Source organism: Pseudomonas sp. URMO17WK12:I6 (genome assembly GCF_003253625.1).
Classification (GTDB): Bacteria; Pseudomonadota; Gammaproteobacteria; order Pseudomonadales; family Pseudomonadaceae; genus Aquipseudomonas.
This window is the reverse complement of the sequence record NZ_QKYZ01000002.1, coordinates 267778-290238: the sequence shown is the minus strand read 5'-3', so window position 1 is coordinate 290238 and position 22461 is coordinate 267778. Positions and strand designations below refer to the sequence as shown.

The following is a 22461-nucleotide window of genomic DNA, read 5'->3' as shown; positions in this document are numbered from 1 at the left end:
CATAAGAGAACGACCATGAAGAACCTAGTCATCCCAGCAGTACTTGCCAGCGTCCTGGCATCCGGTTTCGCCTTCGCTGCCGAGTTGCCGGCCAGCATCAAGGACAAGGGCGAGATCGTTGTTGCGATCATGCCGAACTACCCGCCGATGGATTTCAAGGACCCGGCCACCAACACTCTCACCGGCCTTGACTATGACCTGGGCAACGCCCTGGCCGAACGTCTGGGCGTGAAGATCAAATGGCAGGAAACCGGCTTCGAGCAAATGATCAACGCGCTCACGACCGACCGCGTGGACATGGTGCTGTCAGGCATGACCGACACCGCCGAGCGTCAGGCCAGCGTGACCTTCGTCGATTACTTCACCAGTGGTCCGCAGTTCTACACCTTGCAGAAAAACAAGGACACCAACGAGATCGTCGACTTGTGCGGCAAGAAAGTCGGCACCAGCCGCCGTACCACCTTCCCGGCGGAAATCGCCGCGTGGAGCAAGAAAAACTGCGAAGCCGCCGGCAAACCCGCGATCAACGTGATCGGCACCGAGGGCTCGGCCGACGCCCGTGCGCAATTGCGTCAGAGCCGTATCGACGCGGCCATGCAAGGCAGCGAAACCCTGCCGTACCTCAAGACCCAGGAAAAGGACATGTACAAAACCGTGGGCCTGCCGATCTCCAAGCAGTTCTCGGGCATGGGTGTGAGCAAGAAAAAACCTGAGCTGAGCGAAGCGGTGAAAGTCGCGTTGCAAAGCATGATCGATGACGGCAGCTACCAGGCGATCCTGAAGAAATGGGACCTGGAACTGGGCGCGATCAAGACCGTGACCATCAACGCCGGGAAATAACACGGTTCGTAGCAGCTGCCTCGCGGGCTCGGCAGCTGCTACGGGTGTTTCAACTATTAATTCTGGAGCGCCACACGATGTCCTCCTCGCTGCAACCCACCTGGCCCGACCAGCACCTGGCCTGCCTCGCCCTGGCCTTCGACCTCGATGGCCCCACCGGCGATGCCATGCTCAACGGCTCGATCTGGCGCAAGCCCGAGTATTTCGGTTTCGGCGGTTACGGCCCCTATCGGGCGCTGCCGCGGATTCTCGATCTGCTGGATGAGTTCCGGATCCCGACCACGTTTTTCGTTCCGGCCTGGGTCGTGGAGAACTGGCCGAAACAGTGCCAGGCGATTGTCGAGCGCGGGCATGAGGTGGCCTATCATGGCTACAAACACGAATCTTTTTACGCCCTGACGCTGGAGCAGCAGAAGGACGTGATGCACAAATCCCGCGAGGTGTTCTGGAAGTACCTGAACATCCGCGCTGAAGGTTTCCGCACGCCGTCCGGCGACTGGCGGGCCGAAACGCCGGCCATGCTGGTGGAAGCCGGCGTGACCTATTCCAGCAGCATGCGCGGCGATGACCGGCCCTACCTGGTCAAGGTGCCGGGCTTCGATACACCACTGGTGGAAATCCCCGGCCGCTGGGAAATGGACGACTACGCCTCCCTCGCCTACACCCGCGCACCGGACTTCCCTTCCGGGCTGGACCGAACCGCCAGCTACGAACTGACCCTCGATAACTGGTGCCGCGAGTTCGATGGCGCCATGGCTGAAGGGCTGTGCCTGACCACCCTGTTCCATCCCAAGATCACCGGCAAACCGGGCCGCATCCTGTTACTGGAAAAACTCTTCGAACACATGCGCCAACGCGATGACGTGTGGTTCGCCACCTGCCGCGATGTCGCCCACTGGTGGCTGAAGGAGCATCACCATGGCTGATTCCATTGTCTGGCCCAACGGCTACCGCTGCGCCGTGGTGCTGACCGTCGATTACAACGACATCCACGGCATCCTCACCCAGGCGCCGGAAGTCGCCGGGCGCGACAAGACCTTGTCGGTGTGGCGCTACGGCACCCAGCGCGGGGTCGAGCGTTTGCTTGGCGTGTTCGCAGAACTGGGGGTTTCCAGCAGCTGGTTCGTGCCCGGCATCGTTGCCGAGGAAAACCCGCAACACCTCCGGGCGATCCAGGCCGGCGGGCACGAGATTGCCTGCGCCGGCTACCACCATCAGCACTACGACAACCTGACCCTGGCCGAGCAAAGCGCCGAGATCGCCAAGGGCTGCGCGGCCTTGAGCGCGCTGACCGGTCAGCGTCCGACAGGCTTTCGCATTCCCGCCGGCAATGGCGCACCCGGCTTCATCGAAGCGTTGCGCGAGCACGGTATCCGTTGGTCCTCGTCATGGCGCGGCGATGATTTGCCCTTCGCGCACCCGACGGCGCCCGAGGTGATCGAGTTGCCGTTGCACTACGAACTGGAGGACGAGCCCTATTTCGCCTTCAACCTCAGCCCGGCGGTGCCACCGGCGCAATCGCGCATCGCCTCTTACAGCCACACCCTTGGCAATCTGAAGATGGACTTCGCCGGGTTTCACCGGTTCGGCTTGTGTTACGTACTGCGGCTGCATCCGGAAATCATCGCCACCCCAGGGCGGATCGGCGTGTTGCGCGAGTTGCTGCAAAGCATTCAGCAGCACGATGACGTGTGGATCGCCACCGGTGCCGAAGTGGCTCAGTGGTGGGCCGAGTCGGCAGCGCCGGTGACCGAGGATCACCCGGCCGCTGTGTACGAGCGTCATTATCGGGATTACGGCGTATGAGAGACCAGGATGGGGTTATGCGAATGGCGCGGCTGGCGCAGTTCTGCGTCGATACCCGTTTCGAAGAGTTACCCGCTGCGTTGGTGGAGCAAGCCAAGCGGCACATTCTCGACACCTTCGGTGCAGCCCTGGCCGGAGCCGGCAGCGATGTCGTCAGACAGGCGCGTCAGGTGTTCAAGGGGGAAGCCGGCAGCACGTTGGTCTGGGGCACCGGTCAGCGAGTCGGCGCGGCGCAAGCCGCCATGCTCAACGGTATCGCCGCGCATGCCCTGGAGCTGGACGATACCGGCGGCTGCGACCATTCCGGCGCGGTGGTGCTGCCGGCGGTGATGGCGGCGCTGTCGATGTCGACGCTATCGGTTTCTGAAGCGTCAATTGATGGTCGCGAACTGATCACTGCCGTGGTGATCGGCTACGAAATCGGCCGTCGGGTGCTCGAAGCCTGCGGCAGTTACTCGGCCCATAACGGCGCCGGTTGGCACTCCACGGCGACGTGCGGAGTGTTTGGCGCGGCGGCGGCCAGTGCACGGATTCTGGGGCTGGATGCACAACAAACCTTGTCGGCACTGGGCATCGCCGGCAGCTTCAGTGGTGGTCTGTGGGCGTTTATCCATGACGGCTCGCAAAGCAAAAGACTCCACAGCGGACGCGCCGCCGAAGGTGGATTGCTGGCCGCGCGGTTTGCTCAACAAGGCATCACCGGCCCGACAAAAATGTTCGATGACGTCTGGGGCGGTTTCCTCAAGACCCTCGCGGCGGACACCGCCGCGCCCGAGGCGTTGGACGCCGAACTGGGCCTCGTATGGAAACTCGCGCGCTGCTCGATCAAGCCCTATGCGGCTTGCCGTGGGACCCATTCGGCGATCGACGCATTGGGCCTGTTGCTCGATCAATTGCAGGTCAGCGCCGAGCAGGTCGAGGACGTTCAGGTATCGCTGTGCGGATTCCTTCAAGACATGTGCGGTGGCCAGGACGTCAGCACGTTGCAGGCGGCGCAGATGAGCCTGCGTTATGCCCTGGCGGCCCGGCTGCTCCATGGGCATTGCCGATTGGAAGCCTACGACGATGAACAGCGCCGCCACCCGCGGATTGCGCACTGGATGTCGCGTATTCGCCTTGAAGTCGCCCCGCAACTGTCCGAGGATGGCGAGCCTGTGGTCAGCGTGCGGACCGTGGACGGTCAGCAAGCAAGCCTGTGCGTTGAGGTGCCGTTGGGGGCGCCGGGCAATCCGCTGAGTGATGCGGCGCTGGAGGAGAAATTCTTCAGCCTGGCCGGACGGGTGATACCGCTGCAGCAGGCAAAAGAGCTGCTGGAGCAGTTGTGGCGGCTGGAAGAACTGGAGTCGGTTCGGGCGCTTGATCGGTGGCTGAGTTGAGCCTGGCGTTGCGCGTCGAACACCACAGAACCTGAATAAGGACATTTGCCCCACCGTGGCCACTTACTCCCTCGTTATCCGCCGGCTGATGATCTGCTCGCTGACCATCGTCGTCAGTCGCGCCATCACCAGCCCGTTGCTCACGCTTTTCCTGAGCACCAAGCTCGGCCTCAACCAACAGGACGTCGGCCTGCTGCTCGGGATTGCGGTGTTCATCGCCACCCTGCTCGCGCTCTATGGTGGTTACATCATCGACCGCCTCGAAAAGCGTCGGCTGCTGATCCTGGCCATGCTCTCCAGTGCCATCGGCTTCGTGCTGCTGACCTTCGCCGAAAACCTCTACCTGACCACCGCCACCCTGGTGATCACCGAAACCGCTTCGGCGCTGTTTCTGATCGGGTCCAAGGCGATTCTCAGCGACAACCTGCCCATGGGCCAACGCGCCAAGGCTTTTTCGCTGCGCTACACCCTGACTAACATCGGCTACGCCACCGGCCCGATGCTCGGCGTGGTGATCGCCGGTGTGTACCCGATTGCGCCGTTCCTGATCGCCGGCGGCATCGCGTTCTTCAGCATTTTCCTGATGAGCGGCATTCCCAAGGACCCGGCCCAGACATCCGCCATCGGCCAGCCCCAAAGCTTTCTCAAAACCCTGGTCACCCTGAAAAACGACCGCACGCTGATCATGTTCACCTGCGGCTGCCTGCTCAGCACCGTGGTCCACGGTCGTTTTACCTTGTACCTGTCGCAATACCTGCTGGTGACCCACGACTCCAAACGAGCGCTGGAAACCATGGCCGCCCTGCTCGCCTGCAACGCCATCAGCGTGATCCTGCTGCAATACCAGATCGGCCGGTTTCTCAAACGCGAACAACTGCGTTACTGGATTGTCGGCGGCAGCAGCCTGTTCATCCTCGGCTTGATCGGTTTCAGCCTGGCCGACGGCCTGGTGAGCTGGTGCATCGCAATGTTCATTTTCACCCTCGGCGAAATGATCATTTACCCGGCCGAATTCCTCTTCGTCGACACCCTGGCCCCGGAAGAACTGCGCGGCAGCTACTACGGCGCGCAGAACCTCGCAGCCCTCGGTGGTGCGCTGAGCCCGGTGATCTGCGGCTTCTTGCTGATGCACACGCCCGCGCCCACCATGTTCTACGCCCTGAGCGCATTGACGGCGATGGGCGGTTTTCTCTGTTTCATGAGCGGTCGACGCGTCGCGATACTGCAAAAATAATGCATTGAAGCTGCATTAATATGAATTTGTCAGTATCGGTAATGACCGGCACACTGTTCGCCGTTCCTCCCCCAATAGTTGGAACCACTTCAAGGGCTTTCCGGGTATCCGGACAAGCCTTTTTTTTGCCCTGGTTTTTGTCAAAGGATCGATGTTCGTCATGCTCGCTCACTGGTTGCCTGCCGCCATCAACACCCGCCCCTCCGAATGGAGCCGTGCCGCCATCGGCATGGCCATGGGGACGATGTTCAGTGTCTGGTTGTGCGGCCAGGTGTTCGGCATCGACGTGGCGCTGCATCTGATAGGTCCGTTGGGCGCGTCGGCGGTATTACTGTTCGCCGTGTCCTCGGGTGCGCTGGCCCAGCCGTGGTCGATTCTTGGCGGTTACCTTTGCGCGGGGGTGATCTCGCTGCTGGTCGCTCACGTACTCGGCCGCACCCTCGGCAGCGCCTGCCTCGCGGCGGGCATGGCGCTGATTCTGATGTGCTGGCTGCGTTGCCTGCACCCACCCGCCGGGGCGCTGGCGCTGCTGATGGTGCTGGCAGACCCGGCGACCATCGCCATGGACTGGAAAGCCCTCGGCCCGGTGATGCTCAGCGGTTCGACGATGCTGCTCAGCGCGTTGGCGTACAACAACTTCACGCGCATTCGTTACCCCAAGCGTCCCGCCGAACCGGCCCCGCTAATGCCCGCGGCCGACATCCAGGCGATCACCGCCGAAGATCTGCGACGGGCACTCGCCGACATGGAGGCCTTCTACGACGTCACCCCTGAAGACCTCGAGCGTTTGATTCATGCCAGTGAATTGCATGCCAAGCGGCGCAGTATCGGTGAAGTGCTGAGCAGCAGAACCTAAAGGCATCTTTGTGGCGAGGGGGCTTGCCCCCGTTGGGTCGCGAAGCGGCCCCAAAACCTGCTAACGAATTTTTCCAGGCATAGCTCATTGCCCTTATCTGCGGCTGCTGCGCAGTCGAACGGGACGGTGCGGCGATCCGACAAGCCCCCTCGCCACAAATTCAAGGTTGATTCAAAACGGAGTCAGGCTGCCGAAGGCTGCGATCTTTTGATTTTGCACTAAGGTAAAAATGCAGAAAGAACCTGCACTTATCTCGGTTGTACAGGGCAAATTTGCACTGTTACGATCCTGCATCGCTCGCGCGCGAGCTTCTCTATAAAGAACAATAAAAGCAGGGAGTTAGTGATGACTGCTCAGGTTTCATCCCCGGGGACACCGTCCATGGATGCCACGCAAAACGAAGTGTTGGCCGAGGTTCGCAATCACATCGGTCACCTGACCCTCAACCGCCCCGCCGGCCTCAACGCCATTACCCTGGACATGGTCCGCAGCCTGCAACAGCAACTCGATGCCTGGGCACAGGATCCGCAGGTGCATGCGGTGGTGTTGCGCGGTGCTGGCGAGAAAGCCTTCTGTGCCGGCGGCGATATCCGCTCGCTGTACGACAGCTTCAAAAGCGGCAACACGCTGCACGAAGATTTCTTCGTCGAGGAATACGCCCTCGACCTCACGATCCATCACTACCGCAAACCGGTCCTGGCCTTGATGGACGGCTTTGTCCTGGGCGGCGGCATGGGGCTGGTGCAAGGCGCCGATTTGCGAGTGGTCACCGAGCGTAGCCGTCTGGCGATGCCGGAAGTGGCCATCGGTTATTTCCCGGACGTCGGCGGCAGCTACTTCCTGCCGCGCATTCCCGGTGAGCTGGGCATCTATCTCGGCGTCAGCGGCGTGCAGATCCGCGCCGCCGATGCGCTCTATTGCGGCCTGGCCGACTGGTACCTGGAGAGCGCCAGCCTGGGCGAGCTGGACGAGCGACTCGACCATCTGGAATGGCACGACACCCCGCTTAAGGACCTGCAAGGCGCGCTGGCGAAACTCGCCGTGCAGCAACTGCCGGCAGCGCCGCTGGCGGCGCTGCGGCCGGTCATCGACCACTTCTTCGCCCTGCCCGATGTGCCGAGTATGGTGGAACAACTGCGTGCAGTGACCGTCGCCGACAGCCATGAGTGGGCCATGGCCACCGCCGACTTGCTGGAAAGCCGTTCACCGCTGGCCATGGGCGTGACCCTGGAAATGCTGCGGCGCGGTCGGCACCTGAGCCTGGAACAGTGCTTCGCCCTCGAACTGCACCTGGATCGCCAGTGGTTCGAACGCGGCGACCTGATCGAAGGCGTGCGCGCCTTGCTGATCGACAAAGACAAGAACCCGCGCTGGAACCCGCCGACCTTGCAGGCGCTGGACGCCGAGCACGTCGCGAGTTTTTTCACCGGGTTTGACCAGAGCGGGAGCTGAACCATGCACGATATCGAATTGAGCGAAGAACAAGTGATGATCCGCGACATGGCCCGGGATTTTGCCCGCGGCGAAATCGCACCCCACGCACAAGCCTGGGAAAAGGCCGGCTGGATCGATGACGGTCTGGTGGCAAAGATGGGGGAACTGGGGCTGCTGGGCATGGTGGTGCCCGAGGAATGGGGCGGCACCTATGTCGACTACGTGGCCTACGCGCTGGCGGTGGAAGAGATTTCCGCCGGTGACGGCGCCACCGGCGCGCTGATGAGCATCCACAACTCTGTCGGCTGCGGGCCGGTGCTGAATTACGGCACCGAAGAGCAAAAACAGCAATGGCTGCCGGACCTCGCCAGCGGCCAGGCCATCGGTTGCTTCTGCCTGACCGAACCGCAAGCCGGTTCCGAAGCCCATAACCTGCGCACCCGCGCCGAACTGCGCGACGGCCAGTGGGTGATCAACGGCGCCAAGCAATTCGTCAGCAACGGCAAACGGGCGAAGCTTGCAATCGTTTTCGCCGTGACTGATCCGGAGTTGGGCAAGCGTGGCATCTCGGCATTCCTGGTGCCGACCGAAACAGCGGGGTTCATCGTCGACCGCAGTGAACACAAGATGGGCATCCGCGCTTCCGACACCTGCGCCGTCACCCTGAACAACTGCACCGTCCCTGAAGCCAATTTGCTGGGTGAACGCGGCAAAGGCCTGGCCATCGCCCTCTCCAACCTCGAAGGCGGCCGTATCGGCATCGCTGCGCAAGCCCTGGGCATCGCCCGTGCGGCGTTCGAAGCGGCGCTGGCTTACGCGCGGGATCGGGTGCAGTTCGACAAGCCGATCATCGAACACCAGAGCATCGCCAATATGCTGGCCGACATGCAGACCCGACTGAACGCCGCGCGCCTGTTGATCCTGCACGCCGCGCGCTTGCGCAGTGCCGGCAAGCCGTGCCTGTCGGAGGCTTCACAGGCCAAGCTGTTTGCTTCGGAGATCGCGGAGAAAGTCTGCTCGTCAGCGATTCAGATTCATGGCGGGTATGGGTATCTGGAGGACTACCCGGTGGAGCGTTACTACCGGGATGCGCGGATCACGCAGATTTATGAAGGGTCGAGCGAGATACAGCGGATGGTGATTGCCCGGGAGCTCAAGAACTACCTGATCTAAAAAGCTTCGCGGGCAAGCCTCGCTCCTACAGGGGAATGCATATCCTCTGTAGGCGCGAGCGGTGCGGCGATCCGACTTGCCCGCGAAGACGTCCGTGAGGACGCTACATCACTTGCCTTGGAATTCGGCCTCACGCTTGGCAATAAACGCCGCCATCCCTTCTTTCTGATCCTGGGTGGCAAACGCCGCATGGAATACCCGGCGTTCAAAACGCACGCCTTCCGACAGGCTGACTTCAAAGGCGCGGTTGACGCTTTCCTTGATCATCATCGCAATCGGCAGTGATTTCTTCGCAATCAGCGCCGCGACTTTCAGCGCTTCGTCCATCAGCTCATCCGCCGGCACGATGCGCGCCACGATCCCGCAACGCTCGGCTTCCACCGCATCGATCAAGCGCCCGCTCAGGCACATTTCCATGGCCTTGGCCTTGCCCACGGCGCGGGTCAGGCGCTGGGTGCCGCCCATGCCCGGCAAGACGCCGAGGTTGATTTCCGGTTGGCCGAACTTTGCATTGTCGCCGGCCAGGATGAAGTCGCACATCAGCGCCAGTTCACAGCCACCGCCCAAGGCGAAACCGTTGACCGCGGCAATGATCGGCTTGCGGCGGTTAGCCACGCGATCGCTGTCGCTGAACAGATCATCGAGGTAGATCTGCGGGTAGGTCAGCTCGGCCATTTCCTTGATGTCGGCACCGGCGGCGAAGGCTTTTTTCGAGCCGGTCAGCACGATGCAACCGATGTTCGAATCGGCTTCCAGGCCATCGAGGGCGTGGTTCAGTTCACTGACGATTTGGGCATTCAACGCGTTCAAGGCTTGCGGACGGTTGAGGGTGATCAGGCCGACGCGGCCGTGGGTTTCCAGCAAAATCGTTTCGTAGTTCAGCTCTTTATTGCTCACAGACGGGACTCCTTCTCAAAGATTGCGCGAAATGACCATGCGCTGAATGTCGCTGGTGCCTTCGTAGATCTGGCACACCCGCACGTCGCGGTAGATCCGCTCCAGCGGGAAGTCGTTCAGGTAACCGTAACCGCCAAGGGTTTGCAACGCCGAGGAACAAACCTTTTCGGCCATTTCCGAGGCGAACAGTTTTGCCATCGACGCTTCGACCAGCGCCGGTTTGCCGCTGTCGCGCAATGCCGCCGCGTAATGCACCATCTGCCGGGCCACGGCGATCTGGGTGGCCATGTCGGCCAGGCGGAACGCTACCGCCTGGTGCTCGATGATCGGCTTGCCGAAGCTCTCGCGTTCGCGGGCGTAGTCGCGGGCCGCTTCGAATGCGGCGCGGGCCATGCCCACCGATTGCGAGGCGATGCCGACACGTCCGCCTTCGAGGTTAGCCAGGGCGATCTTGTAGCCTTCGCCCTCCTCACCCAGTCGATTGGCCACCGGCACTTTCACATCCTCGAAGAGGATCTGGCAGGTATCAGAGGCGTGCTGGCCGAGCTTGTCTTCGACCCGCGCGACTTTATAGCCCGGCGAATCGGTGGGCACGATCAGCGCGGTGATCCCGCGTTTGCCGGCACTCGGGTCAGTCACCGCAAACACAATCACCACCCCGGCGTTTTGCCCGGAAGTGATGAACTGCTTGCAGCCGTTGAGCACGTAGTGATCGCCTTCCAGCCGGGCACGGGTTTTCAGGCTGCTGGCATCGGAGCCGGCTTGCGGTTCGGTCAGCGCAAACGCACCGAGCATCGCGCCGGCGGCCAGCGGTTTGAGGAAACGTTCTTTCTGGTCGTCGTTGCCGAACTTGAGGATCGGCACGCAACCCACCGAGTTGTGCACGCTCATGATGGTCGAGCAGGCGCCGTCGCCGGCAGCGATTTCTTCCAGGGCCATGGCGTAAGCCAGGTATCCGGTGTCACAACCGCCCCACTGCTCCGGCACCAGCATGCCGAAGAAGCCCAGGTCAGCCATCTCGCTGATGGCTTCCTTGGGGAAGCGATGTTCGCGGTCCCATTCGGCGGCGAACGGTTTCAGCCGTTCCTGGGCAAACTGCCGGGCCGCGTCGCTGATCTGAAGTTGTTCGTCGTTGGGGATCATGCCAATTCCTTAAAAATCAAGTTGAAACGCAAGACCTGTGGGAGCGGGCTTGTGTGGCGAGGGAGCTTGCTCCCGTTCGACTGCGCAGCAGTCGCAAAGCTTTTGGGGCCGCTTCGCGACCCAGCGGGAGCAAGCTCCCTCGCCACATAAAACCCACACACAGGTTGCGCCTCATTAGCCTCAGTACAGGCATTCAACGGCCATGGCCGTCGCTTCGCCGCCACCGATGCAGATCGCTGCAACGCCACGTTTCAGGCCTTTCTGGCGCAGGGCCGAGAGCAAGGTCACGAGGATCCGCGCGCCGGATGCACCAATCGGGTGGCCCAAGGCACAGGCACCGCCGTGGACGTTGATCTTCTCGTGGGAGATTTCCAGCTTGGTCATGGTCACCAGGCTCACCACGGCGAAGGCTTCGTTGACTTCGAACAACTCGACTTCATCCAGCGACCAGCCGGCTTTCTTCATCAATTTCTTGATCGCGCCCACCGGTGCCACCGGGAACAGCCCCGGGGTGTCGGCGAACGCCGCGTGGCCATGAATCACTGCCAGTGGTTTCAAGCCTTGTTTCTCGGCTTCGGAACGGCGCATCAGCACCAATGCCGCGGCGCCGTCGGAAATCGAACTGGAGTTGGCCGCCGTCACCGTGCCGCCCTCGCGGAACGCCGGTTTCAGCGAAGCGATCTTGTCCAGTTTGGCTTTCGGCGGTTGTTCGTCGTGGCTGATCAGCACTTGCTGTTTGCCGACCGTCACGGTGAGCGGCACGATCTCGGCGTTAAAACTACCTTCCTCGATCGCCTGTTGGGCGCGGGTGGTCGACGCGATGGCAAACGCGTCCTGATCTTCACGGCTGAAGCCATTGGTCTCGGCGCAATCCTCGGCAAAGGTGCCCATCAGGCGGCCCTTGTCGTAGGCGTCTTCGAGACCATCGAGGAACATGTGATCGAGCACCTGGCCATGGCCCATGCGGTAACCGCTGCGGGCGCGGTCCAGCAGGTACGGCGCGTTGGACATGCTTTCCATGCCGCCAGCGACCACCACGTCGGCGCTGCCGGCGATCAGCATGTCGTGGGCCAGGATCGTCGCTTCCATGCCCGAGCCGCACATTTTGTTCAGCGTCGTGCAGCGGGTCGATTTATCCAACCCGGCGCCCAGTGCCGCTTGCCGCGCCGGGGCCTGGCCGAGGCCGGCGGAGAGCACGCAGCCGAACAGCACTTCTTCGACGGATTCAGGGGCGATACCGGCGCGTTCGACCGCGGCACGAATCGCAGCAGCGCCCAGTTGCGGCGCGGTCAGGCTTTTCAGTTCGCCCTGGAAACCGCCCATCGGGGTGCGGACGGCGCTGACAATAACAATCGGATCGTTGGACAGTGTCATGACAAATACTCCTTATTTGGCGGCCATGCGCAAGGCACCGTCGAGACGGATCACCTCGCCGTTGAGCATGCTGTTTTCTATGATATGCCGGGCCAGCGCGGCGTACTCGCTCGGCTTGCCCAGGCGTGGCGGAAACGGCACCCCAGCGGCCAGTGAATCACGTACTTCCGGGGTCATGCCGGCCATCATCGGCGTTTCGAAAATGCCCGGTGCGATGGTCATCACGCGGATGCCGAAACGCGCCAGCTCACGGGCGGCAGGCAAGGTCAGGCTGGCAATCGCGCCTTTGGACGCCGAATACGCGGCCTGGCCAATCTGACCATCGAAGGCCGCCACCGATGCGGTGTTGATGATCACCCCGCGCTCGCCGTCTGCATCGGCTTCGGCCTCGGCAATCGCCGCAGCAGCCAGGCGCAGCATATTGAAGCTGCCGATCAGGTTGACGTTGATCACCTGGCTGAAACTGGCCAACGCATGGGGGCCGGTCTTGCCGAGGATCTTCTCGCCACGCACGATGCCGGCGCAATTGACCAGGCCATTGAGGCCGCCAAACGCTTTGACCGTCGCCTGCACCGCCGCTTCTGCCGCCGCTTCATTGCTGATGTCGGCCACCACGCTTTGCGCGCCAAGACGTGCAGCCTGCGCCGCGACGGCTTCGGCGTTCATGTCCACCAGCATCACCTTGGCGCCGGCGGCCACCAGCATTTCAGCGGTGGCGGCACCGAGGCCGGAAGCACCGCCGGTGACGAGAAAAACCTTGTTTTCGATCTGCATCATTGTTTCCTTGGATTCAAGCTGAAACGTTCTTCGCGGCGGCCTCTTGAGCCTTGGCGATTTCCTGGTTGCGCAAGATAAAGCGCTGCAATTTGCCGCTTGGGGTCTTCGGCAATTCGCTGACAAATTCGATTTCACGGGGGTACGAGTGCGCCGCCAGACGCTTGCGTACGTGTTGCCGCAGCTCTTCGGCCAACGCAGGTTCGGCACGGTATTGCGGGCTGAGCACAACGAAGGCTTTCACCAGTTCGGTGCGCTCCGGGTCGGGCTTGCCGATCACCGCCGCCTCGACCACCGCCGGGTGTTCGATCAGCGCGCTTTCCACGTCGAACGGGCCGACGCGGTAGCCCGAGGTGGTAATCACGTCGTCGCTGCGGCCGACGAAGCTGATGCTGCCGTCCGGGTTCCACTCGACGGTGTCGCCGCTCAGGTAATAATTGCCGACGAACGCTTTGGTCGGTACGCCTTCGTAACCACCGAACCAGCACATCGGCGACTGGGTACGGTCAATGGCCAGGATTCCTGGCTGGCCAACGCCGAGTTCTTTGTATTCCTCATCCAGCACCACGATACGGTGGCCCGGCGAGGCAAAACCGGCGGCGCCCATGTGGATCGGATGTTCCAGGCCATGGTGATTGCACAGCACCATGCCCAGTTCGGTCTGGCCGTAATGGTCGTGAATCACCACACCGAGGTTGTCGGCGAACCAGCGGATCACTTCCGGATTCAGCGGCTCGCCGGCGCTGCTGACGATGCGCAGCTTGCCCTTGATCGAACGGGCGAATTCATCGCCACCGGCAATCAGCAAGCGATAGGCGGTCGGTGAGCCAGTGAGGTTGGTAATCCCGTATTTGTTGATCACCCGGCAGGTGCTTTCGAGGGTGAACGGGCCATCGTAAAAGGTGATCGGATGCCCCATCGCCATCGGCCCGGTGACACCGAAATAAATACCGTAGGCCCAACCCGGATCGGCGACGTTCCAGAAGGCGTCCTCGGGGCGCAGGTCTACAGCGTCGCGGGTGTAACTCTGGAACGCAACGATGGCCTTGAGCGGCACCGACAGCGCTTTCGACGGGCCGGTAGTGCCCGAGGTGAACATCAGCAGGAACGGGTCTTCGCCGGTCAGCAATACCGGTTCGCAGATGCTGGAGTAGTTGGCCAGTTCCGCCCAGAAACTGAAATCACCCCGAACAATACCTTGGCCTTTCGCGCCGCCGACGGTGACGATGGTCGGGCAGTCGGCCACTTCAGCCAGTTTCGGCCGATTGACCGCATCGGTGACCACCACTTTGGCGCCGGAACTGTTCAGACGGTGTTCGATGGCTTTGGGGCCGAAGGCGGTGAACAGCGGCTGATAAACCGCCCCGATACGCCAGGCGGCAAACACGGTGATCAGCAATTCGAAGTTGCGGGGCAGCAGGCCTGCGACCTTGTCGCCCTTCTTCACGCCCTGGGCCACCAGAAAGTTGGCGAAACGCGCGGCCTTGTCCTGCAAGTCGCTGAAAGTATAGGTCGCGCTGCTACCGTCGCGGCCTTCCCAGAACAGCGCAATGCGCCCCGGCAAGGCATGCCGGTCGCAACACTCGACGCAGGCGTTGAGCGCTGTCAACGACCCTGTGAGCGCGGCATCGACGGTGTGCTGATAATTGAACTGTGACGTAGCAGACAAGTAATCGCGCATTGCCAGAATCCCTTTGTATTTTTATTAGGTTGGGGGAACCGTAATCAACAGGGAAATACTCGCTCTGCGCGGGGAGCGGGACAATGGTCAAAGCTATCAAGTTGTGTGACTGGTTTGGCCAAGGTTCGAGGGCGTGCCCGCGATGGCGTCAGCCCCCCAGGATCCGGATCAGTCCGCCTCGTTCAGAATCAAACTCCGATAATGCCCAGGATTGGACCCCGACCATTTGCGAAACGCCTTGTAGAACGAGCTGGCATCGGCAAACCCCAAACGGGTGGCGATTTCAGCGAAGCTGATGGCCGGCTCGGCCAGCCAGACGATGGCCAGTTCCTTGCGCACGCTGTCCTTGAGCCCCTGATACGTCTGCCCTTCTTCGGCCAGGCGGCGGCGCAAAGTTGAAGCCGACATGCACAGTTGCTGCGCCAGCGCTTCGGTTTCCGGCCAGCGCTCGGCGGGCAATTGCCGCAGATCGTGCTTGATCCGGCTGGCCAGGCTCTCGGGGTCGCGGTACTTGACCAGAATGTTCGCCGGTGCATGGGCCAGAAAGCGCTTGAGCTCTTCAGCGCTGCGCTTGATCGGCAAATCCAGGCAGTCGGCGGAGAAAATCATCCGCGTACGCGGCCGGTCGAATCGCAGGTTCTCGGAAAACATCACCCGATAGTCATCGCAAAAATCCGGCTCCGGGCAACGCAGTTCGATGGCCAGGATCGGAATCCGCCGCCCCGCCAGCCAGCAGGCAACGCCGTGCACGATCATCCAGTAAGTGAAATAGGTGAAGGCGCGGCGTGGTTCTTCGTCCTCCTCCAGCAGGACGATTTCCGCCAGGCTTTGCTGGCGAACCAGTTGTGCGGGCAGGCGTTCGAGCATCAACGACAGAAAGTTCAGGCCCGAGGTCAGCCCGGCGGCCAGGCTCGACTGAACCATGGAGCAGCGACAGAGAAACTCCAGGCTGCCGGACTTGAGCTTGCGCGGGTCCATGCCAAAAAACTCATCGTCCCCACGCCGGGCCAGCAAACGCCACAGACGCGCATAGGCGGCGGCCGGGACACGCGCGTCGGTGCTGTCCAACAGCGCTGGATCGATGCCGACCTTGTTCAACACCTCTGCGGTGGCAGCGCCAGGGGCGCAACTTTGCAACAGTGCTTCACGCACCAGTTGAATGGCGATGGTGTCTTTTTCCGACATTGACCGGGGTGAGCCTTGTTATTGGAGTGGTGGGCATATTAGCGCACCGCTCGCTCCTAAGGGATGGTGGGATCTTCAGGGTTGTTCAGCTTAGGTTCAGGCAATTAGCAATAACTACCATATGAGAATGAGTTTCATCATGTTACAAATTAGCACCCTATCTAATTACTCCCCGGTGCTGAATGCTCGTTCCTTTTCTGATCATGCTGCGCGAAGGCATCGAAGCCGCGTTGATCGTTGGCATTATCGCCAGTTACCTCAAGCAGACCGGTCGTGGCCAATGGATGCCGGCAGTGTGGGTCGGTGTATTCCTCGCCGCCGCGCTGGCCCTGCTGGTCGGCGGTGGCCTGGAACTGGTCAGTGCTGAATTCCCGCAAAAGCAGCAAGAGCTGTTTGAAGGTGTGGTCGGTTTGCTGGCCGTCGGCATTCTCAGCTCCATGGTGTTCTGGATGCGCAAGGTGGCGCGTTCGATCAAGCATTCGCTGCACGTTTCCCTCGATCAGGCGCTGACCGGCTCCAGGCATCAAGTGACCGCGCTGATCGCCATGGTGTTTTTCGCCGTCGCCCGGGAAGGCCTGGAAACGGTGTTCTTCCTGCTCGCCGTGTTCCAGCAAAGCGAAGGCCCGGCCGCACCGCTCGGCGCCCTGCTCGGCCTGGCCCTGGCGATCATCGTCGGCTTCCTGATCTACACCGGCAGCCTGCGCCTGAATCTCTCGGCGTTCTTGCGCTGGACCGGTCTGTTCATTCTGGTGGTAGCCGCCGGGATTCTCGCCAACTCGGTGCAAGCCCTGCATGAAGCCGGCGTGTGGAATCACCTGCAAACCGTGCTCTTCGACTTCAGCGCCACGCTGCCGATGGACGGCCCGCTGGGCTCGGTGCTGGCCGGCATGTTCGGCTACCAGGACGCGCCGACCGTCAGCACCCTCGGGGCGTATCTGCTTTATCTGTTGGTGGCGCTGGTGATGTTTTTTCTCCCGGCGGCCACGCCCGCGCAAACACCCTCTTCCGTTTCCAGCCAATAAGGGCCTTCATGTCAACGCCAGTTCCTCCAGTGGCTTCACCTCCGCGCGCCTTGCGCTGGGCGGTAGCCGGCTCGGTGATCGTGATGATCGCCGCCGCCGGCCTGTTCTACTACGCCTCGAAAATGGCCGCCGCCAAGCGCCAGAGCAACCACGACCAAGTGCTGGTCACCCTTCACCCGCACAGCTGCGAACCGAATGCGCTGACGGTTCCGGCCGGTCGCACCAGTTTCCGTATCGTCAACCGCTCGGACCGTGCCGTCGAATGGGAAATTCTTGACGGCGTGCTGGTGGTCGAAGAGCGCGAGAACATCGCCCCTGGCCTGAGCCAGGTGATCAACGCCAACCTGTTGCCCGGCGACTACGCCATCACCTGCGGCTTGCTGAGCAACCCGCGTGGCACCTTGCATGTCAGTTCGACTGCCGCATCCGATGCGGCGGCCAAGGCGCGTCCGTCGATGGTGGCGTTCATTGGCCCGCTGTCGGAATTTCGCGTGTACCTGAGCAGCCAGAGCACCGCATTGATCAAAGCCGTCGCCGCGCTTGAGCAAGCGATCGAGGCCGGCGACCTGAGCCAGGCACAAGCCTTGTATGTGCCGGCTCGCGCAGCCTATCAACGGTTGGCTCCAGCAGCCCAGCGCCTGGCGGAGCTGGACAACGCGATCAACGCCCGCGCCGACTACTTCGATAAGCGCGAGCAGGATCCGGGCTTCGTCGGCTTCCACCGCCTCGAATACGCGCTGTTCCAACAACGCAACCTCAATGGCCTGACACCCATTGCCCAGCGCCTGAGCATCGATGTCGCCAATCTCAAACAGCAACTGCTGGCCCAGTCGCTGCCACCGGAACAACTGGTGAGCATGCTGGTGCGCAACCTCAACAGCCTCGCCGAGGTACGCGCCAGTAGCGGCGAAGAAGAACGCTACAGCCACACCGACCTGAACGGTTTCGCCGCCAACCTCGACGCGACCCGCAAAGTCGTCGACCTGTTGCGGCCATTGCTGAGCAAACCTGCCGCTGAACTACTGGCGAAAATCGACAGCGCGGTCACGGCCTTCGACGCCGAACTCAACGGTTTCAAGGTCAAGGATGACTACGCCAGCTACGACACTGTCAGCGCCGAACAGCGCAAACGTATCGCCGACAAGGCCAAGGTTCTGGCCGATGCACTCGATGGAATCGATCCCGCCCTTGGCCTTTCCGGCCTGTAAGCAGAAGACCTCAGACAGATGAACGACTCAGAACAGTTTTCAGCACAACGCCGTCGTGTATTGATGGGTATGGGAGCCGCCGGTGTGGCGATAGCCGGTTCGGCCCTGAGTTGCCCGGTCATGGCCGCGACCCCGGCGCAAGTCACCGAAGCACCGAGCAGCGACAAGACCGAGGACCGCCACGCCTTCCACGGCCAGCACCAGACCGGCATCGTCACCCCGCGCCCAACATCCGGCATGCTGGTGTCGTTCGACGTATTGGCCAGCGACCGCGCAGATCTGGAGCGGCTGTTTCGCACGCTCAACGAGCGTATCGCGTTCCTGATGCAGGGCGGTCCGGTGGCCCAGGTCGACCCCAAACTGCCGCCGCTGGACTCGGGGATTCTTGGCCCGGTGGTTACACCGGACAACCTGACCATCACCGTATCGGTGGGCGAGTCGCTGTTCGACGAGCGCTTCGGTCTGGCCGGCGCCAAGCCCAAACGGCTGATCCGCATGGTCGGTTTCCCCAACGACGCACTGGAGGCCGACTGCTGCCACGGCGACCTTAGCCTGCAGTTCTGCTCCAACACCGCCGACACCAACATCCACGCCCTGCGCGACATCGTGAAAAACCTGCCGGACCTGTTGCTGGTGCGCTGGAAACAGGAAGGCAGCGTGCCTCCGCAAGCCCCGACGAAACCCGGTGTGCCGGCGCAAAGCGCACGCAACTTTCTGGGTTTTCGCGACGGATCGGCCAACCCCGACTCCAACGACGCCAAGGCCATGGACAGCATCGTCTGGGTCCAGCCCGGCAGCGACGAACCGGCCTGGGCGGTCAACGGCAGCTACCAGGCGGTGCGGATCATCCGCAACTTCGTCGAGCGCTGGGACCGCACGCCGCTGCAAGAACAGCAAAGCATTATCGGCCGGGTCAAGAGCACCGGTGCACCGATGGATGGTGCGCATGAAACCCAAGTCCCGGATTACGCCAAAGACCCGGAAGGCAAGCTGACCAAACTCGACGCCCACATCCGCCTGGCCAACCCGCGCACCGCCGCAACCCAGGCCAACCTGATCCTGCGCCGACCGTTCAACTACTCCAACGGCGTGAACAAGAACGGTCAGCTGGACATGGGTTTGCTGTTCATCTGTTACCAGGCGGATTTGCAAAAAGGCTTCATCACCGTGCAGACCCGACTCAATGGCGAGCCGTTGGAGGAATACCTGAAACCGGTTGGCGGCGGGTACTTCTTCACCCTGCCGGGTGTGACCGGCGACAAGGACTTCATCGGCCGCTCGCTGCTCAACGCCACACAACCCAAAGCCTCAGTCTGACCCTTACCACTCCACGGAACCGTCCCATGAAAAAGTCGCCCCTCGCGTTACTGCTGACCCTTGGTTTGCTCAACACCCCGTTTTCGGCTTTCGCGGCGACGGCGCCACTGGAGTTGGTGGGGCCGATCTCTGACTACAAGATCTACGTCACCGAACAACTGGATGAACTCGCCAGCCACACTCAGCAATTCACCGATGCAGTGAAAAAAGGCGACCTGGCCACCGCGAAAAAGCTCTACGCACCGACCCGCGTCTATTACGAGTCGATCGAACCAATTGCCGAGTTGTTCAGTGACCTCGATGCGTCCATCGACTCGCGGGTCGACGACCACGAAAAAGGCGTGAAGGCCGAAGACTTCACCGGTTTCCATCGCATCGAATATTCATTGTTTTCAGAGAGCAGCACCCAGGGTCTGGACAAGCTGGCTGACGGCTTGAACAAAGACGTGAAAGACCTGCAAACCCGCGTCGCCGGCCTGACCTTCCCACCGGAAAAAGTCGTCGGCGGCGCCGCTGCGCTGCTTGAAGAAGTGGCCGCCACCAAGATATCCGGCGAGGAAGATCGCTACAGCCACACCGACCTCTATGATTTCCAGGGCAACATCGACGGCGCGAAGAAAATCGTCGACCTGTTCCGTCCGCAGATCGAGAAGCAAGACGCGGCATTCATGGCCAAAGTCGACAAGAACTTCGCTACGGTGAACAAGACGTTAGCCAAGTACAAAACTACGGGGGGTGGTTTTGAAACGTATGACAAGGTGAAGGACAGCGACCGCAAAGCGCTGGTCGGGCCGGTGAATACCTTGGCTGAGGACTTGTCGATGTTGCGGGGGAAGTTGGGGTTGAACTGAATATCGGCGTTGTCTGTGAAAAGATCGCAGCCTTCGGCGGCGCCCACAGGCGCGGAGCTGCCGAAGGCTGCAATCTTTGCTTTTGAGCCCTACAAAATCCGATACAACAACCGCTCGATCCGCACCCGACTCACACGCTTGAGAAACCTGGCCACTCCCGCCGGGTAATCCGGCAGCGTTTGCAGATCCAGGTAACGCTCAATACGGCGGGTGTGCTGGAAAATCTCTGCCAGTTCCTTGCCACGCGGCTCCAGCAACTCGCCTTTCGGATCATCAATCAGCAACGCATTTTCCAGGTCGAGACGGAACGCCCGTGGATTGAGGTTGTTGCCGGTCAGCAAGGTGTAGCGCTGATCGATCCACATGCCCTTGAGATGATAGGTGTTGTCACCATCCTTCCACAGATGCAGGTTCAGCTTGCCGCTGTCGATGTTGCGCTGATGACGCTTGGCGAAACGTCGCAGGCTGATTTCGTAGAGGTATGGCAGCGCCGCGATCACCTTGAACGGCTCGCTGGGCGGGATGTAGAAGTCGTTGGCGGTCTTGTCGCCGACGATGATGTCGATCTTCACGCCGCGAGCCAGGGCCCGATTGATTTCCCGGGTCACCGCCAGCGGCAGGTTGAAGTACGGCGTGCAGATGGTCAGCTGATGCTGCGCACTGGCGATCAGCTCGCAGATGACTCGACTCAACGGGTTGTTCTTGCCCACACCGAGCAACGGACTGACCGATAAACCGCCCTTTGCCGTGCTGCCCGCCGTGGTGTCGTACGCCGCGTGCTTGAGACGGCTGCGCAGGTCGCCGATGTCGTGGCGCAGACTGCGGGTGGTCGGCAGGTTCGGCAGGTCTAGGCGATGCACCGCTTTGGAGGTGATCAAGCCGTGCTGGATCAAGTGATGCATCGAATCGGCGAGCGCCTGATTCTGCAGCAGGTGATAACGGTCGAAGCGGTACTTGTCGAATTTGTGCAGGTAAACGTTGTTCAGGCTCGCGCCGCTGTAGATCACGCAATCGTCGATCACGAAGCCTTTCAAATGCAGTACGCCGAACAGTTCGCGGGTCTGCACCGGCACGCCGTACACCGGCACTTCGCTTTCGTGGGTACGGGTGGTTTCCTGATACCAGGCTGAGTTGCCCGGTTGCTTGCCGGCACCGATCAAGCCGCGCTGGGCGCGCAGCCAGTCCACGACCACCACCACGTCCAGTTCCGGACGTGCCAGTTTGGCCGCGTGCAGCGCATCGAGGATTTCCTGGCCGGCCTCATCCTGTTGCAGGTACAGCGCAACGATATAGATACGCCGGGTCGCCTGAGCGATTTTTTCCAGCAGGCAACGACGGAACTCGGCAGCGCCAGAGAGGATGGTGACGGCATCGGCGGTCAGCGGAAAACTGCGCAATTTAGGCAGCAGAGAACGTTTGAAAAGCAACGGCATAGGGCTCGCAAAGGGTCGAATCCGAAGAGCCTGAGAGCTTACACCATGGATGGGTTTGGGTCTTGTTACTGTCTGTAAAGACCCCGCACCGATCGTTCCCATGCGCAGCAAAGGAATCCATCTCGTGACGCTGTGCGTCACATTAACGCTGGACGCGGAGCGTCCATGGCGGCATTCCCACGCAGAGCGTGGGAACGATCACTGAAAAAAACATTGACCAAGGAGAACGATCATTCTACTGTTGGCCGCATGAACGAAATCACTAGCAACGACACACGCGACATCATTCTGGATGTCACCGAAAAGTTGATCTACAAAAGTGGCATCGCTGCCACCGGCATGGATCTTCTGGTGAAAACCGCCGGCGTCTCCAGAAAAAGTATTTACCGCTACTTCGCCAACAAGGAGGAGCTTGTCGTCGCGGCCCTGCAACGCCGCGATGAGCGCTGGATGCACTGGTACCGGAGCGAAGTCGGCACGGCCCAACCCCCGGCCGAGCGGCTGCTCAACCTGTTTACCGTGCTCAAGGCCTGGTTCGTCTCCGAAGGCTTCCGCGGCTGCGCATTCATCAATACCAGCGGCGAAACCGGCGACCCGCAAGACCCGGTTCGCCTGGTCGCCAAAGACCACAAACAGAAACTGCTCGACTACGTGCGCGAGCTCTGTACCGAATATGGCGCAACAGACCCGGAGACGCTGGCCAGACAGCTGCTGATCCTGATCGACGGTGCCATTACCGTAGCGCTTGTGATGGGTGATCACAGTGCCGCCGATAATGCGCAATGCATGGCGCGAAAGTTATTGGACCTGTAACACTTTAAATAAGCCCGACAACTTTTTTGAACGTTAATTTGATA

Annotated in this window: 20 protein-coding genes; 13 read left to right on the top strand and 7 right to left on the bottom strand. The window is 61.3% G+C overall.

What is annotated here, in order from left to right; translation table 11 throughout:
- The first annotated feature begins 15 nt into the window (after positions 1–15).
- From F475_RS05035 to F475_RS05000, 8 genes are all read left to right on the top strand, one after another.
- Entirely contained in the window at positions 16–840 is an 825-nt protein-coding gene (locus F475_RS05035) for an ABC transporter substrate-binding protein (RefSeq protein ID WP_111453307.1), read from the top strand.
- Positions 841–917: 77 nt separating this feature from the next.
- Complete coding sequence (locus F475_RS05030) at positions 918–1766, top strand: polysaccharide deacetylase (RefSeq protein WP_111453306.1); 849 nt, start codon at positions 918–920, stop codon at positions 1764–1766.
- Positions 1759–2646, top strand: coding sequence for a polysaccharide deacetylase (locus F475_RS05025; RefSeq protein WP_111453305.1), 888 nt, complete (start codon positions 1759–1761; stop codon positions 2644–2646). Before F475_RS05030 ends, F475_RS05025 begins: the two co-directional genes overlap by 8 nt.
- Before the next feature lie 17 nt (positions 2647–2663).
- A complete protein-coding gene (locus F475_RS05020; RefSeq protein ID WP_111453304.1) occupies positions 2664–4022 on the top strand; it encodes an MmgE/PrpD family protein in 1359 nt (452 codons plus the stop codon).
- A 55-nt stretch (positions 4023–4077) separates the two neighbouring features.
- Positions 4078–5256 (top strand): MFS transporter, encoded by a 1179-nt coding sequence (locus tag F475_RS05015; RefSeq protein WP_111453303.1) that lies wholly within the window; start codon positions 4078–4080, stop codon positions 5254–5256.
- 160 nt (positions 5257–5416) lie between these two features.
- Complete coding sequence (locus tag F475_RS05010) at positions 5417–6112, top strand: HPP family protein (protein ID WP_111453404.1); 696 nt, start codon at positions 5417–5419, stop codon at positions 6110–6112.
- 345 nt (positions 6113–6457) lie between these two features.
- Positions 6458–7564, top strand: a complete 1107-nt coding sequence (locus tag F475_RS05005) for an enoyl-CoA hydratase/isomerase family protein (protein ID WP_111453302.1) — start codon at positions 6458–6460, stop codon at positions 7562–7564.
- Between the two features lie 3 nt (positions 7565–7567).
- Positions 7568–8719 (top strand): acyl-CoA dehydrogenase family protein, encoded by a 1152-nt coding sequence (locus F475_RS05000; protein ID WP_018929133.1) that lies wholly within the window; start codon positions 7568–7570, stop codon positions 8717–8719.
- Positions 8720–8827: 108 nt separating this feature from the next.
- Here the strand turns inward: F475_RS05000 and F475_RS04995 are convergent, their stop codons facing one another.
- The 6 genes from F475_RS04995 to F475_RS04970 form a co-directional block, all read right to left on the bottom strand.
- Positions 8828–9601, bottom strand: a complete 774-nt coding sequence (locus F475_RS04995) for an enoyl-CoA hydratase (protein ID WP_111453403.1) — start codon at positions 9599–9601, stop codon at positions 8828–8830.
- 30 nt (positions 9602–9631) lie between these two features.
- On the bottom strand, positions 9632–10759 hold the full coding sequence (locus F475_RS04990) for an acyl-CoA dehydrogenase (protein WP_111453301.1): 1128 nt from the start codon (positions 10757–10759) through the stop codon (positions 9632–9634).
- A gap of 180 nt (positions 10760–10939) precedes the next feature.
- Positions 10940–12133, bottom strand: coding sequence for an acetyl-CoA C-acyltransferase (locus F475_RS04985; RefSeq protein WP_111453300.1), 1194 nt, complete (start codon positions 12131–12133; stop codon positions 10940–10942).
- A 12-nt stretch (positions 12134–12145) separates the two neighbouring features.
- On the bottom strand, positions 12146–12907 hold the full coding sequence (locus F475_RS04980; RefSeq protein ID WP_111453299.1) for an SDR family NAD(P)-dependent oxidoreductase: 762 nt from the start codon (positions 12905–12907) through the stop codon (positions 12146–12148).
- A 16-nt stretch (positions 12908–12923) separates the two neighbouring features.
- A complete protein-coding gene (locus tag F475_RS04975) occupies positions 12924–14588 on the bottom strand; it encodes an AMP-binding protein (protein ID WP_018929128.1) in 1665 nt (554 codons plus the stop codon).
- Positions 14589–14756: 168 nt separating this feature from the next.
- The gene (locus F475_RS04970; RefSeq protein ID WP_111453298.1) at positions 14757–15773 is read right to left on the bottom strand and encodes an AraC family transcriptional regulator; all 1017 of its coding nucleotides are present in this window, start codon (positions 15771–15773) and stop codon (positions 14757–14759) included.
- A 182-nt stretch (positions 15774–15955) separates the two neighbouring features.
- Here F475_RS04970 and efeU point away from each other — a divergent pair, with 182 nt between their 5' ends.
- From efeU to efeO (F475_RS04950), 4 genes are read left to right on the top strand one after another with little or no spacing between them, the layout of a single operon-like run.
- Positions 15956–16795, top strand: coding sequence for an iron uptake transporter permease EfeU (gene efeU / locus F475_RS04965; RefSeq protein WP_111453297.1), 840 nt, complete (start codon positions 15956–15958; stop codon positions 16793–16795).
- Positions 16796–16803: 8 nt separating this feature from the next.
- On the top strand, positions 16804–18003 hold the full coding sequence (gene efeO, locus F475_RS04960) for an iron uptake system protein EfeO (protein WP_111453296.1): 1200 nt from the start codon (positions 16804–16806) through the stop codon (positions 18001–18003).
- An 18-nt stretch (positions 18004–18021) separates the two neighbouring features.
- The gene (gene efeB, locus F475_RS04955; RefSeq protein ID WP_111453295.1) at positions 18022–19320 is read left to right on the top strand and encodes an iron uptake transporter deferrochelatase/peroxidase subunit; all 1299 of its coding nucleotides are present in this window, start codon (positions 18022–18024) and stop codon (positions 19318–19320) included.
- A 26-nt stretch (positions 19321–19346) separates the two neighbouring features.
- Positions 19347–20171 (top strand): iron uptake system protein EfeO, encoded by an 825-nt coding sequence (efeO, locus tag F475_RS04950; RefSeq protein WP_111453294.1) that lies wholly within the window; start codon positions 19347–19349, stop codon positions 20169–20171.
- Between the two features lie 89 nt (positions 20172–20260).
- On the opposite strand, the gene pssA is transcribed toward efeO (F475_RS04950), so the two are convergent.
- Entirely contained in the window at positions 20261–21604 is a 1344-nt protein-coding gene (gene pssA / locus F475_RS04945; RefSeq protein WP_018929122.1) for a CDP-diacylglycerol--serine O-phosphatidyltransferase, read from the bottom strand.
- 249 nt (positions 21605–21853) lie between these two features.
- Here pssA and F475_RS04940 point away from each other — a divergent pair, with 249 nt between their 5' ends.
- Positions 21854–22417, top strand: coding sequence for a TetR/AcrR family transcriptional regulator (locus tag F475_RS04940; protein ID WP_111453293.1), 564 nt, complete (start codon positions 21854–21856; stop codon positions 22415–22417).
- Positions 22418–22461: the final 44 nt, after the last annotated feature.

Coding starts and splice junctions, on each gene's coding strand:
- F475_RS04940 (WP_111453293.1), top strand. CDS start 21,854: ATGAACGAAATCACTAGCAACGACACACGCGACATCATTCTGGATGTC.
- efeO (WP_111453296.1), top strand. CDS start 16,804: ATGTCAACGCCAGTTCCTCCAGTGGCTTCACCTCCGCGCGCCTTGCGC.
- F475_RS05000 (WP_018929133.1), top strand. CDS start 7,568: ATGCACGATATCGAATTGAGCGAAGAACAAGTGATGATCCGCGACATG.
- F475_RS05005 (WP_111453302.1), top strand. CDS start 6,458: ATGACTGCTCAGGTTTCATCCCCGGGGACACCGTCCATGGATGCCACG.
- F475_RS04985 (WP_111453300.1), bottom strand. CDS start 12,133: ATGACACTGTCCAACGATCCGATTGTTATTGTCAGCGCCGTCCGCACC.
- F475_RS05030 (WP_111453306.1), top strand. CDS start 918: ATGTCCTCCTCGCTGCAACCCACCTGGCCCGACCAGCACCTGGCCTGC.
- F475_RS04970 (WP_111453298.1), bottom strand. CDS start 15,773: ATGTCGGAAAAAGACACCATCGCCATTCAACTGGTGCGTGAAGCACTG.
- efeB (WP_111453295.1), top strand. CDS start 18,022: ATGAACGACTCAGAACAGTTTTCAGCACAACGCCGTCGTGTATTGATG.
- F475_RS05010 (WP_111453404.1), top strand. CDS start 5,417: ATGCTCGCTCACTGGTTGCCTGCCGCCATCAACACCCGCCCCTCCGAA.
- F475_RS04980 (WP_111453299.1), bottom strand. CDS start 12,907: ATGCAGATCGAAAACAAGGTTTTTCTCGTCACCGGCGGTGCTTCCGGC.
- efeO (WP_111453294.1), top strand. CDS start 19,347: ATGAAAAAGTCGCCCCTCGCGTTACTGCTGACCCTTGGTTTGCTCAAC.
- efeU (WP_111453297.1), top strand. CDS start 15,956: ATGCTCGTTCCTTTTCTGATCATGCTGCGCGAAGGCATCGAAGCCGCG.
- F475_RS05020 (WP_111453304.1), top strand. CDS start 2,664: ATGCGAATGGCGCGGCTGGCGCAGTTCTGCGTCGATACCCGTTTCGAA.
- F475_RS04990 (WP_111453301.1), bottom strand. CDS start 10,759: ATGATCCCCAACGACGAACAACTTCAGATCAGCGACGCGGCCCGGCAG.
- pssA (WP_018929122.1), bottom strand. CDS start 21,604: ATGCCGTTGCTTTTCAAACGTTCTCTGCTGCCTAAATTGCGCAGTTTT.
- F475_RS05035 (WP_111453307.1), top strand. CDS start 16: ATGAAGAACCTAGTCATCCCAGCAGTACTTGCCAGCGTCCTGGCATCC.
- F475_RS05025 (WP_111453305.1), top strand. CDS start 1,759: ATGGCTGATTCCATTGTCTGGCCCAACGGCTACCGCTGCGCCGTGGTG.
- F475_RS04975 (WP_018929128.1), bottom strand. CDS start 14,588: ATGCGCGATTACTTGTCTGCTACGTCACAGTTCAATTATCAGCACACC.